General features: G+C 63.2%; 13 protein-coding genes. 10 read left to right on the top strand and 3 right to left on the bottom strand.

Translation table 11 applies throughout. The features are described from left to right. Nucleotides 1–62: 62 nt before the first annotated feature. From adh to SO180_RS29500, 10 genes are all read left to right on the top strand, one after another. Nucleotides 63–1,580, top strand: coding sequence for an aldehyde dehydrogenase (gene adh, locus SO180_RS29455; RefSeq protein WP_449382331.1), 1,518 nt, complete (start codon nt 63–65; stop codon nt 1,578–1,580). A 138-nt stretch (nt 1,581–1,718) separates the two neighbouring features. Further along, nucleotides 1,719–3,107, top strand: a complete 1,389-nt coding sequence (locus SO180_RS29460; RefSeq protein WP_449382332.1) for a glycerophosphodiester phosphodiesterase family protein — start codon at nt 1,719–1,721, stop codon at nt 3,105–3,107. Nucleotides 3,108–3,276: 169 nt separating this feature from the next. Beyond that, entirely contained in the window at nt 3,277–4,299 is a 1,023-nt protein-coding gene (gene pdhA, locus SO180_RS29465) for a pyruvate dehydrogenase (acetyl-transferring) E1 component subunit alpha (protein ID WP_449382333.1), read from the top strand. Between the two features lie 29 nt (nt 4,300–4,328). Beyond that, nucleotides 4,329–5,714 (top strand): pyruvate dehydrogenase complex E1 component subunit beta, encoded by a 1,386-nt coding sequence (locus SO180_RS29470; RefSeq protein ID WP_449382334.1) that lies wholly within the window; start codon nt 4,329–4,331, stop codon nt 5,712–5,714. A gap of 3 nt (nt 5,715–5,717) precedes the next feature. Continuing rightward, entirely contained in the window at nt 5,718–6,023 is a 306-nt protein-coding gene (locus SO180_RS29475) for a DUF5076 domain-containing protein (RefSeq protein ID WP_449382335.1), read from the top strand. Nucleotides 6,024–6,025: 2 nt separating this feature from the next. Further along, nucleotides 6,026–6,226 (top strand): hypothetical protein, encoded by a 201-nt coding sequence (locus SO180_RS29480; RefSeq protein WP_449382336.1) that lies wholly within the window; start codon nt 6,026–6,028, stop codon nt 6,224–6,226. A gap of 66 nt (nt 6,227–6,292) precedes the next feature. Continuing rightward, nucleotides 6,293–7,630: a pyruvate dehydrogenase complex dihydrolipoamide acetyltransferase gene (locus SO180_RS29485; RefSeq protein WP_449382337.1), complete on the top strand. Its 1,338-nt coding sequence runs from the start codon at nt 6,293–6,295 to the stop codon at nt 7,628–7,630. A gap of 129 nt (nt 7,631–7,759) precedes the next feature. After that, nucleotides 7,760–9,181 (top strand): dihydrolipoyl dehydrogenase, encoded by a 1,422-nt coding sequence (gene lpdA, locus SO180_RS29490; protein WP_449382338.1) that lies wholly within the window; start codon nt 7,760–7,762, stop codon nt 9,179–9,181. Nucleotides 9,182–9,309: 128 nt separating this feature from the next. Next, entirely contained in the window at nt 9,310–10,551 is a 1,242-nt protein-coding gene (locus SO180_RS29495; RefSeq protein ID WP_449382339.1) for a threonine synthase, read from the top strand. Nucleotides 10,552–10,621: 70 nt separating this feature from the next. Continuing rightward, nucleotides 10,622–11,593 carry a tripartite tricarboxylate transporter substrate binding protein BugD gene (locus SO180_RS29500; protein ID WP_449382340.1) on the top strand — a complete coding sequence of 324 codons (972 nt, stop codon included), beginning with the start codon at nt 10,622–10,624 and terminating at the stop codon, nt 11,591–11,593. Between the two features lie 147 nt (nt 11,594–11,740). On the opposite strand, the gene SO180_RS29505 is transcribed toward SO180_RS29500, so the two are convergent. The 3 genes from SO180_RS29505 to SO180_RS29515 form a co-directional block, all read right to left on the bottom strand. Then, entirely contained in the window at nt 11,741–12,127 is a 387-nt protein-coding gene (locus SO180_RS29505) for a response regulator transcription factor (protein ID WP_449382341.1), read from the bottom strand. 82 nt (nt 12,128–12,209) lie between these two features. After that, nucleotides 12,210–12,881, bottom strand: coding sequence for a response regulator transcription factor (locus tag SO180_RS29510; RefSeq protein WP_449382342.1), 672 nt, complete (start codon nt 12,879–12,881; stop codon nt 12,210–12,212). Next, on the bottom strand, nt 12,878–15,142 hold the full coding sequence (locus tag SO180_RS29515) for a PAS domain S-box protein (RefSeq protein ID WP_449382346.1): 2,265 nt from the start codon (nt 15,140–15,142) through the stop codon (nt 12,878–12,880). The genes SO180_RS29510 and SO180_RS29515 overlap by 4 nt, the downstream gene beginning before the upstream one ends. Between the last annotated feature and the right edge of the window lie 11 nt (nt 15,143–15,153).

Below are 15,153 nucleotides of genomic sequence, written 5' to 3' on the forward strand. Positions count from 1 at the left end.
TCATCGTCTGCGCAAGTCGTGAGCACACGACGATCGTGCAAACAGCAACATCGGGAGTGAACATGAACAAGGTTGAATTCGTCAACGTCGCACAAGTGCCTTTCGCCGCGAAGTACGACAATTTCATCGGCGGCAAATTCGTCGCCCCACAATCCGGCAAGTATTTTGACAACGCCTCGCCCGTGAACGGGCAGGTCGTCTGCAAGATCGCGCGCTCCGATCACCAGGACGTCGAAGCAGCGCTCGATGCGGCGCATGCTGCCAAGGCTGCCTGGGGCAGCACGAGCGTTGCCGAGCGCGCCGCGATCTTGAACCGGATCGCCGATCGCATGGAAGAGAACCTCGAGCGGCTCGCAATCGCCGAGACCTGGGACAACGGCAAGCCGATCCGCGAAACCCGCGCCGCCGACCTGCCGCTCGCGATCGATCACTTCCGCTATTTCGCTGGCGTCGTTCGTGCCCAGGAAGGCTCGATCGGCGAGATCGATCACGACACCATCGCCTATCATTTCCACGAGCCGCTCGGCGTCGTCGGTCAGATCATCCCCTGGAACTTCCCGTTGCTGATGGCGTGCTGGAAGCTCGCGCCTGCGCTTGCCGCCGGCAATTGCGTGGTGCTGAAACCGGCCGAGCAGACGCCAGCCTCGATCATGGTCTGGGCCGAGATCGTAGGCGACCTGTTGCCGCCCGGCGTGCTCAACATCGTCAACGGCTTTGGCCTCGAGGCCGGCAAGCCGCTCGCGTCCAGCCCACGCATCGCCAAGATCGCCTTCACAGGCGAGACCACGACGGGCCGGCTGATCATGCAATATGCCGCCCAGAACCTCATTCCCGTTACGCTCGAGCTCGGCGGCAAATCGCCGAACATCTTCTTCAAGGACGTCACCGCGGAAGACGACGATTTCTTCGACAAGGCGATCGAAGGCTTCGTGATGTTCGCGCTGAACCAGGGCGAGGTCTGCACCTGTCCAAGCCGTGCGCTGGTTCATGAGGACATCTACGACCGCTTCATGGAGCGGGCGCTGAAGCGCGTCGCCGCCATCAAGCAGGGCGATCCTCGTGCCGCGGACACCATGATCGGTGCCCAGGCCTCGGGCGAGCAGTTGGAGAAAATTCTTTCCTATATCGACATCGGCAAGAAGGAAGGGGCGAAGGTCCTGGCTGGCGGTGGCCGCGCCAGCCTCGGCGGCGATCTTTCGGGCGGCTATTACGTCCAGCCGACGGTGTTCCAGGGCCACAACAAGATGCGGATCTTCCAGGAGGAGATCTTCGGCCCCGTCGTGTCGGTCACGACCTTCAAGACGGATGACGAGGCGCTCGCGATCGCCAACGATACGCTCTATGGCTTGGGGGCCGGTGTCTGGAGCCGCGATGCCAATCGCTGCTACCGCTTCGGCCGCGCCATCCAGGCAGGCCGGGTCTGGACCAACTGCTACCACGCCTATCCCGCACATGCGGCGTTCGGCGGCTACAAGCAATCAGGTGTCGGCCGCGAGACCCACAAGATGATGCTCGATCACTATCAGCAGACCAAGAACCTCCTGGTCAGCTACAGCCCGAAGAAGCTCGGCTTCTTCTGATCGAGACGGGGCGGCGCCACGCGGCGCCGCTTCCGTCATCCGCCTGTCAGAGAACTGAGACAAGACGAAGGGCCGAGCTATTCAGCTCGGCCCTTTCGGCATTCGAAGCGATGCTAGGCAAAAGACGGAGGCTTGGCCATGAAGAACGTTCGTTCAACGCGGAAGATGCATGTTGGCGCGATGTTGCTCGGTGCGGCCGCTTTGGCGTTCCTCCCGCCCTCGATGGCCTTCGCGCAGGCCGGCTCGGCGCCAGCCGGCGCCAAGCCCGTTCCGACGCTCGACGGCAAGCCGCCACTGATCCTCGGGCATCGCGGCCTGCCGGGGCTGGTGCCTGAAGAGACCGAGGCATCGTATGACCTTGCAGCAGCCCTCGGAACCGACGCGCTCGAGGAGGACCTGCACCTGACCAAGGATTGTATCCTGGTCGCACGTCACAATCCCTGGCTGAACGACAATACCAACGTTGCCGAGGTGGCGAAGACCAATCCGGCGGTTGCGGCCCGCAAGCGCACGATCCCCGGCGTGCGCGTCAAGGCCCCATCTTCCCCCAGCACGCCTGCTGACTACCTCACGGATCTCACCGATCCGGCCGACCCCAAATCGGTGCTGAAATCGCTGATCGTGGATGGCGAAGACCATGCCAATGACTGGTCGATCACCGACTTCACGATGGCCGAGCTGAAGGACTGGATTGCCGGCACCACCTATGATGCGGCCAACGAAAGGCCGAAGGTCTTCAACGGCAAGTTCCCGATCATCAGCTTCCAGGACATCATCGACATCGCCAAGGCCAAGAGCAAGGAGACGGGGCGTACCATCACCGTCTATCCGGAAACCAAGAATCCGACCTGGAACAATGCGCAGGCAATCGCCAATGGCTGTGGTGCGCCCGGCAGCCATCCGCTCGAGGATGCCCTGATCAAGATCATCAAGGACAACGGTCTCAACTCGAAGGACGCCCCCATCTTCGTCCAGAGCTTCGAGCCCGGTAGCCTGAAATATATGCGCAGCCATGGCCTGGAGACGCGGCAGGTCCAGCTCATCGATGGCAACGGTGTCGACTTCAAAGCCGGCAAGGTCCTCAACAACAACATCACCAATTCGCGTCCGTTCGACTGGACGGTGTCGGGTGACGCGCGCTTGTACGATGCGATGGTGACCCCTGAGGGCCTTGCGGAGATCAAGACCTATGCCGACGGCATTGGTCCGTGGAAGCCATATATCGTGCCGCTCAAGATTTCGCCGTGGAAGGACAGCAACGCCGATGGCTCGCCCTACAAGGGATCGACGCCGGAGGCTTCGACGCAGGAAGCGACCAGCCTCGTTGCCGACGCGCACAAGCTCGGCCTGTTCGTGCACGTCTTCACTTTCCGAAACGAGAAGAAGTATCTGGCTGGCGACTATCACGGCGACGCAAGCCTCGAATATCTCAAGTTCTTTCGTCTCGGCGTGGATGGGGTCTTTACCGATTTCACGCATACCGGAGTTGACGCCCGCGCGGCCTATCTGCGTGAGCTCGGCTGGTGAGGCAGAGCCCGGGGGGAGCAATTGTTGCCCGATCGGCGCCAAAGATTTTGCAATATTTCGGTCACGTTGCAGTGCGGCATAATGAATATCGCGCGATGTCGCCGCGGTGCTTTCGCGCGCGATTGAGTTAGGTTAGAGAGGGCTTAGTTTTCTCTGACCCGGAATTCCTATGGCCGCACCCAAGAAAGCCGCCGCAAGCGCAGCGCAGGACAAGACCAACGGCGGCTCGCCCCCGGAATTCACCAGAGAGCAGGAGCTCAAGGCGCTCCGCGACATGCTCCTGATCCGGCGATTCGAGGAGAAGGCCGGCCAGCTCTATGGCATGGGTGCGATCGGCGGCTTCTGCCACCTCTATATCGGCCAGGAGGCCGTGGTGGTCGGCATGCAGATGGCGCTGAAGGACGGCGACCAGGTCATCACCGGCTATCGCGACCACGGCCATATGCTCGCCACCGGCATGGAGGCCAAGGGCGTCATGGCCGAGCTCACCGGACGCCGCGGCGGCTATTCCAAGGGCAAGGGCGGCTCCATGCACATGTTCAGCGTGGAGAAGAAGTTTTACGGCGGCCACGGCATCGTCGGCGCCCAGGTCTCGCTCGGTGCGGGGCTCGCTTTCGCCAACCACTATCGCGGCAACGACAACGTCGCCATTACCTATTTCGGCGATGGAGCGGCGAACCAGGGCCAGGTTTATGAGAGCTTCAACATGGCGGAGCTCTGGAAGCTGCCGGTGATCTTCGTCATCGAGAACAACCGCTACGCCATGGGCACGGCGGTGTCGCGCGCCTCGGCGCAGCAGGATTTCTCCAAGCGCGGCCTGTCCTTCAACATCCCCGGTCATCAGGTCGACGGCATGGATGTCCGTGCGGTGAAGGCTGCGGCTGACGAGGCGGTCGCATGGTGCCGCGCCGGCAAGGGCCCGGTGATCCTGGAGATGCAAACCTACCGCTACCGCGGCCACTCGATGTCGGACCCTGCAAAATACCGTACGCGCGAGGAGGTCGAGAAGGTCCGTCACGACCAGGACCCGATCGAGCAGGTGCGCAACCGCCTCCTGGCCGCCAAGGTGAGCGAGCAGGACCTCAAGGCGATCGACGCCGAGGTCCGCGACATCGTCAATGCCTCCGCCGACTTTGCCCAGCATGATCCCGAGCCGGATGTGTCCGAGCTCTGGACCGACGTTTACCGCTAATAGCGCGCAAGCTTTCTTTTGGAGTCGATATGCCAATTCAAGTGCTGATGCCCGCGCTGTCGCCCACGATGGAAAAGGGCAACCTCGCCAAATGGCTGAAAAAAGAGGGCGAGACGATCAAGTCGGGCGACGTGATTGCCGAGATCGAGACCGACAAGGCGACCATGGAGGTCGAGGCGACCGATGAGGGTACGCTCGGCAAGATCCTGATCCCCGAAGGCACGGCGGATGTCGCCGTGAATACGCCGATCGCGACGATTCTTGCCGATGGCGAGAGCGCCGCTGATCTGGCGAAGGCGCCCGCGCCTGCCAAGGCCGCCGAGTCCGCGCCGCCCGCCGCGGCTAAGGCCGAGGCGCCTGCGCCGAAATCAGCGGCGCCTTCCGCGCCGCAAGCTGTTGCCGAGCCCGATCCCGAGGTGCCCGCCGGCACTGAGATGGTGAAGCAGACCGTCCGCGAAGCCTTGCGCGATGCCATGGCCGAGGAGATGCGGCGTGACGGCGACGTCTTCGTGATGGGCGAAGAGGTTGCGGAATATCAGGGCGCCTACAAGATCACGCAGGGCCTCTTGCAGGAATTCGGCGCCAAGCGCGTCATCGACACACCGATCACCGAGCATGGCTTTGCCGGCATCGGCGTCGGCGCCGCGATGGCCGGGTTGAAGCCGATCGTCGAGTTCATGACCTTCAACTTCGCCATGCAGGCGATGGACCAGATCATCAACTCCGCCGCCAAGACGCTCTATATGTCCGGCGGCCAGATGGGTTGCTCGATCGTGTTCCGCGGTCCCAACGGTGCCGCCGCGCGCGTCGCCGCCCAGCATAGCCAGGATTACTCCTCCTGGTACTCGCACATTCCGGGCCTCAAGGTGATCGCGCCGTATTCGGCCGCGGATGCCAAGGGCCTGCTCAAGGCCGCGATCCGCGATCCCAATCCGGTGATCTTCCTCGAGAACGAAGTTCTCTATGGCCACACCGGCGAAGTGCCGAAGCTCGACGACTACGTGATCCCGATCGGCAAGGCGCGCATCGTGCGCTCCGGCAGCCACGTCACGATCATCTCGTGGTCGAACGGTATGACCTATGCGCTGAAAGCGGCGGATGAACTCGCCAAGGACGGCATCGAGGCCGAGGTGATCGACCTGCGCACGCTGCGACCGATGGACACCGAGACCTTCATCAACTCCGTGAAGAAGACCGGCCGTGCCGTCACGGTGGAGGAGGGCTGGGCCCAGAGCGGCGTCGGCGCCGAGATCGCAGCGCGCATCATGGAGCACGCCTTCGACTACCTGGACGCGCCGGTGACACGCGTTTCGGGTAAGGACGTGCCGATGCCCTACGCAGCGAACCTGGAGAAGCTCGCGCTGCCCTCGGCAGCCGAAGTGGTCGAGGCCGCCAAAGCCGTCTGCTACAGGTAGACCATGGCAGGGCCCAAGGAACAGCCACTTCCGCCTGACGTGATTGGACGCGAGGACGCGATCGAGATTTTGCGCGTGTTCGTGCTCGACGGCGGGCTGTCGATGGCGTTCCAGCGTGCCTTCGAGGAGCCTGACATGTGGGGCCTCTTGCTCGTCGATCTCGCTCGTCATGCCGCGCGCGCCTACGCGCGCGAGAGCGAGATGAGCGAGGAGGATGCGCTCGGCCGGATCCTCGACATGTTCGAGGCCGAGATCGAGCGTCCGACCGATCTCGGCACCACGACGCCGCGCGGTCAGAAGGGGCACTGAGCGTGGCGATCGAATCCCATCACTGCGATGTCATGCTGGAGGCGATCGGCGAGGCCGAGGCCTTCCCTGGCTCCAAAAATATTCTCGACAAGCTCGGCATCCCCTGGATCGATCTTGCCGACGACCGCTCCATCGCCATGATGAAAACGTGGCGTTCCAATCCCGCCAATGAGCGCCTGTGGCAGGGCGACATCGGTAACTAATCCTGGTCTGTTCGTCTTCCGGTGGGTCGGGAGACGACGTTTTGAGAAGTTCTTCGTGAGGTCAGCATGCCCATCAACATCCTGATGCCCGCTCTCTCGCCAACGATGGAGAAGGGCAACCTCGCCAAGTGGCTGAAGAAAGAGGGCGACAAGGTCAAATCCGGCGACGTCATCGCCGAGATCGAGACCGACAAGGCCACCATGGAGGTCGAGGCGATCGATGAAGGCACGATCGCCAAGATCCTGGTGCCCGAGGGTACGCAAGACGTACCGGTCAACGATGTCATCGCCGTGCTTGCCGGCGAGGGCGAGGACGTGAAGGCCGCGGGCGCTGCCAAGCCCGCCGCGTCGGCTGCGCCGCCGAAAGCCGCGGAAGCACCGGCTGCCGCCCCAGCCCCCGCACCGGCTCCGTCGACGGCGGCACCGCCTCCCGCTGCTGCTCCTGCGGCACCGGCTGCGCAAACCAACGGCCAAGGCGGCCGCGTGTTCTCCTCGCCGCTGGCGCGCCGTCTTGCCAAGGATGCGGGGATCCAGATCGCGATGGTCACCGGCACCGGCCCGCACGGACGTGTCGTCGCGCGCGACGTCGAGCAGGCCAAGTCCGGCAAGGGCCTGAAGGCGCCGGCAGCGGCGCCGTCCGCTGGACCGTCAATCGCGCCGACCATGTCGGACAAGCAGATCCTGGCGCTGTTCGAGCCGGGCTCCTACGACATCGTCCCGCATGACGGCATGCGCCGCACCATCGCGCAGCGCCTGACCGCGTCGATCCAGAACGTCCCACACTTCTATCTCACGATCGACTGCGATATCGGCAAGCTTCTGGTCGCGCGCGAGGAGATCAACGCGGCAGCTCCAAAGGACAAGGAGAAGAAGCCGCTCTACAAGATCTCGGTCAACGATTTCGTCATCAAGGCGATGGCGGTCGCGCTGCAGAAGATCCCGAACTGCAATGTGAGCTGGACCGAATCCGGCATGGTCAAGCACCACCATTCCGACGTCGGTGTCGCGGTGGCAATGCCCGGCGGCCTGATCACGCCGATCATCCGCAAGGCAGAGACCAAGACGCTGTCCACCATCTCCAACGAGATGAAGGATTTTGCGACCCGCGCGCGCTCGCGCAAGCTGAAGCCTGAGGAGTACCAGGGCGGCACCACCGCGGTATCGAACCTCGGCATGTTCGGCATCAAGGACTTCACCGCGGTGATCAACCCACCGCATGCGACGATCCTTGCGGTCGGCACCAGCGAGGAGCGGCCTGTGGTGCGGAGCGGCAAGATCGAGATCGCACAGATGATGAGCGTGACGCTGTCCTGCGACCACCGCGCCATCGATGGCGCGCTCGGCGCCGAGCTGATCGGCGCGTTCAAGCAGCTCATCGAAAATCCCGTCATGATGATGGTGTGAGCCGCGACCGGTGAATACGTAGGGTGGGCAAAGGCGCAACGCGCCGTGCCCACCTTTTCATAGCGTTGGAAGGCGGTGGGCACGCGTCGCTTTGCCCACCCTACGAAGTCCAGTTGAATGGGAGCCGCAATGGCCGACACATCCTTCGACGTCATCATCATCGGCTCCGGCCCCGGCGGCTACGTCACCGCGATCCGCGCCGCGCAGCTCGGCCTCAAGACCGCGATCGTCGAAAAGTCCTATCTCGGTGGCATCTGCCTGAACTGGGGCTGCATCCCGACCAAGGCGCTGCTGCGCTCGGCCGAGATCTACCACTACATGCAGCACGCCAAGGATTACGGCCTGTCGGCGGAAAAGATCTCGTTCGATCCGAAGGCGGTGGTGCAGCGCTCGCGCGGCGTCTCGAAGCGGCTGAACGACGGCGTCGGATTCCTGATGAAGAAGAACAAGGTCAGCGTCATCTGGGGCGCCGCCTCGATCGACGCGCCCGGCAAGGTTACGGTGAAGAAGTCCGACGTCGAAGGGCCGAAGGGTTCGCTGGGCGAGGGGACTTATCAGGCCAAGCACATCATCATCGCGACCGGCGCGCGGCCGCGCGTGCTGCCGGGGCTCGAGCCCGACAAGAAGCTGGTCTGGACCTATTTCGAGGCCATGATCCCGGAGCGTATCCCGAAGTCGCTGCTGGTGGTCGGCTCGGGCGCCATCGGCATCGAGTTCGCGTCCTTCTTCCACACCATGGGGTCCGACGTCACCGTAGTCGAGGTGCTGCCGCAGATTCTGCCTGTCGAGGACGCGGAGATCGCGGGCCTTGCACGCAAGCGCTTCGAGAAGATAGGCATCAAGATCATGTCCTCGACCAAGGTGACGAAGCTCGACAAAAAGGCCGACAGCGTCGTCGCCACCATCGACGACGGCAAGGGCAACCCTGTCACGACCGAGTTCGAGCGCGTGATCTCCGCCGTCGGCGTCGTCGGCAACATCGAGAATCTCGGCCTCGAAAAGCTCGGCGTCAAAACTGATCGCGGCTGCATCGTCATCGACGGCTACGGCAAGACCAACGTTCCTGGCATCTACGCCATCGGTGACGTTGCCGGTCCGCCCATGTTGGCTCACAAGGCCGAGCATGAGGGAGTGATCTGCGTCGAGGCTATCAAGGGCCTGCATCCGCACGCCATGGACAAGAACATGATCCCGGGCTGCACCTATTGCCATCCGCAGGTCGCCTCCGTCGGCCTCACCGAAGCCAAGGCCAAGGAGAGCGGACGCGAAATCCGTGTCGGCCGCTTCCCCTTCGTCGGCAACGGTAAGGCGATCGCGCTCGGCGAGGACCAGGGCCTCGTCAAGGTGATCTTCGACAAGAAGACCGGGCAGCTCCTCGGCGCCCACATGATCGGCGCGGAGGTCACCGAACTGATCCAGGGCTACGTCGTCGCGATGAACCTCGAGACGACCGAGGAAGAGCTGATGCATACGGTCTTCCCGCATCCGACGCTGTCGGAAATGATGAAGGAAGCCGTGCTGGATGCCTACGGGCGGGTGCTGAATATCTGACCGCTGTCGTCATTGCGAGCGTGGCGAAGCAATCCAGAGTTCATCCGCGGAAACGGTCTGGATTGCGTCGCTTCGCTCGAAATGACGGGCGCGGAGAGGCCATTGGCATAAGAAGAAAGAAATAAGCCATGAAAGACAACGACAACCTCACCATCGAACGCCCGACCTTCGTCACGCATCTCGAATGCGCGATGGAGGGCGATCACTATCCGGCCGACCAGGTTCACAATCTGTCGAAAGCCGGCAAGCCATTGCTGGTGCGCTACGACCTCACTGCGGTGAAGAACGCGCTGACCAAGGAGGCGCTGAGCCAGCGCCCCGCCGACATGTGGCGCTACCGCGAACTGTTGCCGGTACGAAAGTGCAAGGACATCGTCTCGCTCGGCGAAGTGACCACGCCGCTGATCCGGCTGCCAAAACTGTCGCAAAAGCTCGGCGGCGGCGAGATCATCGTGAAAGATGAAGGCCGCCTTCCGACCGGCTCGTTCAAGGCGCGCGGCCTCGTCATGGCGGTGTCGATGGGCAAGGCGCTCGGCATCAAGCACATGGCGATGCCGACCAACGGCAATGCGGGCGCGGCACTTGCTGCTTATGCGACCTCCTGCGGCATCAAGACCACGATCTTCTGCCCCGCCGATACGCCGGAGGTGAACGTCAGCGAGATCGAATTGCAGGGCGCCACCGTCTATCGCGTCAACGGCTATATCGACGATTGCGGCAAGATCGTCGGCGAGGGCAAGGCGAAGGTCGGCTGGTTCGATACCTCGACGCTAAAGGAGCCGTACCGGATCGAGGGCAAGAAGACGATGGGGCTGGAACTCGCCGAGCAAATGGGCTGGGACGTGCCCGACGTGATCTTCTATCCAACCGGCGGTGGCACCGGCCTGATCGGCATGTGGAAGGCGTTTGATGAGCTCGAGAAGATCGGCTTCATCGGATCGAAGCGCCCGCGCATGGTTGCGGTGCAGGCGTCCGGCTGCGCGCCCATGGTGCGGGCCTATGAGAAGGGCACCGAGCACGCAGCGCGCTGGGAGGATGCCCACACGATCGCCTCGGGAATTCGCGTGCCGCAGGCGATCGGCGATTTCCTGATCCTGCGCGCCGTGCGCGAGAGCAAGGGCTTTGCCATCGCGGTCGATGACGACAAGATCTCGTCGGCGCTGAGCGAGGTCGCGCGTGAGGAGGGGCTGCTGTTGTGTCCCGAGGGTGCCGCGACCTACGCCGCCTACAAGCAGAGCCTCGCAGACGGCCGCGTCGCCAAGAACGATCGCGTTATGCTGTTCAACTGTGCGACCGGCCTGAAATATCCGCTGCCGCCGGTCACCCGCACGCTCGACCGGCACAAGCCGATCGACTTCTCGCAGTTCTAGCGCGGGCTCGTAGTTCTCCCTCTCCCCGCAAGCGGGAAGAGGTGAAAAGAGACGCTGTAGGAAGACGCAGATGCGAAAGATGATCTGGGCCGCTCTGTTCGCAATCCTTAGCGCGACCGGCGCCACGCGCGCCGACACCTATCCCTCACGTCCGATCACCATCATCGTGCCGTTCGCGGCCGGGGGGCCGTCGGATGCGATGGCGCGCGTGCTCGCCGAGCGCATGCGGGCGAGCCTCGGCCAGGCGGTGGTGGTCGAGAACGTCACCGGGGCCGGAGGCTCGATCGGGGTGGGGCGCGCCGTGCATTCGGCTCCTGACGGCTACACCATCTCCTTCGGCCATCTTGGTACGCACGTGGCCAATGGCGCTGTCTACAAGCTTCCTTATGATCTCGTCGCCGATCTCGAGCCGGTGGTGCTGCTGCCTAGCAATCCCATGATCGTCGTCAGCAAGAACGCCGTGCCGGCAACATCGCTGAAGGAACTGCTCGCCTGGCTGAAGTCTCGCCCGGAGCCCGCGACCGCAGGCACGGCCGGTGCGGGCTCCGGCAGCCACATCGCCGGCGTCTATTTCGAGAGCGTTTCCGGCATCAAGCTGCAATATGTACCCTATCGCGGCACGGGGCCGGCGCTGAACGACCTCGTCGCCGGCCAGATCGACATCATCGTCGACCAGACCTCCAACTCCATCAACCAGGTTCGCGCCGGCACCATCCGTGCCTACGCGATCAGCGACAACAAGCGCCTGGCGTCCGCGCCCGAAATCCCCACCGCCGATGAGGCCGGATTGAAGGGCTTTCAGATGACGCTGTGGTCAGGCCTTTGGGTGCCCAAGGGCACGCCGCAGGAGATCATATCCAGGCTCAACGCCGCGGTGGTGGAGGCGCTCGGCGATGCCGCCGTGAAGAAGCAGATGGAAAATCTCGGCCTCGAAATGCCGCCTCAGGACCAGCTCACCCCCGAAGCGCTCGGCGTGCGGCAGAAGGCCGAGATCGCCAAGTGGTGGCCGATCATCAAGGCGGCCGACATCAAGGTGGATTGAGGCGGGCTTGAGCGTGCTGCCTGACGTTCCGACCTCATCCTGAGGAGGGCGCAGAGCGCCCGTCTCGAAGGATGGCCGCTGGCGACAGCGGGGGCCTTCATGGTTCGAGACGGCCGCTTCGCGGCCTCCTCACCATGAGGATAGAGATCACGCCGTGGCGTCGGCCCGTCCTCCGAGCGCCATCTCCAGGCATTGCATCAGCTCCGAGGCGACGAACGGCTTACCAAGGAAGCAGAGTGCGCCGGCCCTCAGCGCACGTGCGCGCACGCTTTCATCCGGAAAGGCCGTAATGAATATGAACGGCGTGGCCGAGCCCCGGGTACGCATCTGCGTCAACAGGTCGATGCCGGACATGACCGGCATCTGCACGTCCGCAATCACGCAACTGGCGCCGTTCAGATCGGTCGAGCCCAGGAACTCTTCGGCCGAGGCGAATGTGTGGACAACGTATCCGCGCGACGCCAGAAGATTGTCGATCGCGGCCCGCACATAGGGATCATCGTCGAGCACCGAAATCACTGAAGGCGCTGACAAGATGTCCGCTCCCGAGCTGCCTGCCGCCGCGCGCCGGCCGGGAGTCAAGGTGGGCCCATCAAGCGAGATTTGGAACTCATACTTAGGTTTGTTCGTCCCGCTTGGCATTCTGAATCCCGAGCGCCTCGTTCATTTTCACCAGCTCGGCCAGCGACTTGGCACCCATCTTCCGCATGATCTGGCCGCGATAGATCTTGACGGTGATTTCGGCCAATCCGAGTTCGGCGGCCACGTGCTTGTTCATCAAGCCAGACGCGACCAGGGACAGCACGTCCCGTTCCCGCGGGGTGAGCGACTCGAAGCGGGACCTGACGTTCGACACCGTTTTCTCAATCTCGCGGCGCTTGCGGTCGCGCTCGATCGCGGCCTGGACCGCGTCCAGCATGTCCTGGTCGCGCACCGGCTTTGTCAGAAAGTCGACCGCGCCACTCTTCATGGCCCGGACGGTCATGGGTATATCGCCATGGCCGGTGATGAAGATGATGGGTGTGTGGATGTTTGCCTTAGCGAGATCGGCCTGCAGGTCGAGGCCGCTCAGTCCCGGCAGGCGGATATCCAGCACCAGACAGCTGGGGACCTCCGGCGGTTTGCTTTGCAGGATCTCCTGCGCCGAGCCGAATGCAGCAGCCCTGAGGCCGACCGATTCAAAGAGATTGATGAGCGCCCGGCGCACCGACGGGTCATCGTCGACGACCAGGACGATCGGCTCATTGTTATCGGCCTGCGGCAAGGAGGGCGCGGGGCGATCGGTCACGAAGCTTCCTCCCGATGCAAGGGCAGGGTGATCTGAAACGTCGCGCCGCACCCCTCATTGGGCGAGACCGACAGTCGTCCGCCGTGTGCCTCGACGATGGAGCGGCAGATCGAGAGGCCCATGCCCAGGCCGCTGGATTTGGTGGTGAAGAACGGTGTGAACATCCGATCAATCGCATCGGCAGAGATGCCGACGCCACGGTCCGTAACGCTTACCAGCACTGATCCATTTTTATCCGGACCGGAGCGGATCAACAGCTCACGCGGGTGGTCCTTGACGCCTTCCATCGCTTCGATCCCATTCATGATCAGGTTGATCAGCACCTGTTGTAACTGGATTCGGTCGCCGAAAATGTTGGGTAGTGCTGATCTCAACTCCATTCGCACCGATACGGCGTGGCTGGCCATCTCGCGCTGAACGAGCGCGACCGCCTCGCGAACGACCCCGTTGACGTCGAGCGGAACCATCTCGATGTCGGTTCTCTTGGCAAGTGCTCGGACGTGACGGATCACCTCGCTGGCGCGGTTGCCATCCTCGATGATCCATTCCACCGAGCGGCGCGCCCCTTTCAGATCGGGGGGACTACGCTGCAGCCAGCCGATGCACGCGTCGGCATTGGCCATCACGGCGGCGAGGGGCTGATTGAGTTCGTGAGCAATCGAGGCGGTCAGCTCGCCGAGCGTCGTGACGCGCGTCACATGGGCAAGCTCGGTCTGCGCCTTGCGGAGCGCCTGTTCAGCCTGGTCGGCGCGGATGGCCGCGGTCACATCGGTGCAGACGCCACGATAGCCGAGGAAATTGCCGTTGGCGTCGAAAAACGGCTTGCCGCTGGTGCGAACATAGGTCGGCTGTCCGTTCCGGTCTTTGCTCCGGTACACGAGGTCGCGAAACGGAGCGTGTGCGTCAAGTGCCGCCCGATGCTGTTGCCACTTCTCCGGTTGGAGCGCGGCATCGGGAGCAATGTCCCAACGTCTGAGCCCGACCGCCCAGAAAGGGGCCATGCCGGCCGTTTCGAGATGTTCGGAGACGCGGGTGACGCGATGGTCGGGCCCTGTCTCCCAGAACCAGTCGGACGCGGTTTCGGCATAGTCGCGGAAGCGCTGCTCGCTTTCGCGGAGTCGCCGTTCTGCCTCCTTGGCCGGGGTGACATCGCTCACCGAGCCAACGAACTCGACGCTACCACCGGCGTCTCGCAGGGCGCGGGCCACCGCGCGAACATATTTCACGGCGCCGTCGGGCATCACGAGCCGGTATTCGTGGTCGTAATCGCAACCCTCGCGCATCGCGCGCCCTGTGGTTCGTCGCACCGCGAGCCTGTCGTCCGGATGGATACGCTGGAGCATGAAGGGGATCGTGGGCTTCTCAGCCTCGTCGCATTGGAAGATGCGATATGTCTCCTTCGACCAGGTGATCTCGCTGGTCGCGGCCTTCCAGCCGAAGCTGCCGGTGTGGCTCAATTCCTGCGCCTGCGAGAGGTAAGCCTCGCTCTGTCGCAGCGCATTCTCCGCTTCCTTGCGCTCGGTGATGTTCTCGCAGGCGACCAGCACGATCTGCTTGCCACCAGCCTGCGGCATGGCCTTGGCGTTCTCGCGTACCCACAGGACCGAGCCGTCCTTGCGCACCTTCCGAATTTCCCAGGTATGTGACTGACCGACGGTCCCAAGGCACAGCGCAACGCATTGGCGGACGAAGCCGCGGTCTTCCTCGAAGAACACACCCAGCACCGATTGGCCGATCAGCTCCGCTACCGTATAGCCCAGTTGCGCAGCGCCGAACGTGTTCACGTTCACCACGGTTCCGGCAGGATCGACCATGAAATACATGACCGGGTTGTGCTCGAAGACCTGCTGCCATTGCGTCATAGCCTCGTGCAGATCGGCATTGCTGGATTTGACGATCGGCCTGAAGCGGCCGGTCCGCCGTTCGCTGAGGGCCCGCTGGATCAATCCCGACCCGATCAGGCACGCGAAAAGGAACGGAGCGATCACCAGGCGATCCTGCGGATCGGAGATGCGGAAATCAAAGAGGGGCGGGGCGGAGAAAAAGTCGAGCGCGGCAACGGCGAGGAGAGTGAGGAGAGCGGAGGCAAGGAAGCTGTCCATGACTGCGAACAGCAGGATCACCACGAGATAGCAGAACGCGGTCGCGGCGAGCCCGACCTGGAGGAAGAAACAGGCCGCGGTCACCAGCGCCAGCACAACGCAACCGAAGACGAATTGCGCTGCTGACTTCCAGATTTGTGCTATCTGGCCAGGCTTCATCGCAGACAGTC

The organism is Bradyrhizobium sp. UFLA05-112 (assembly GCF_053572325.1).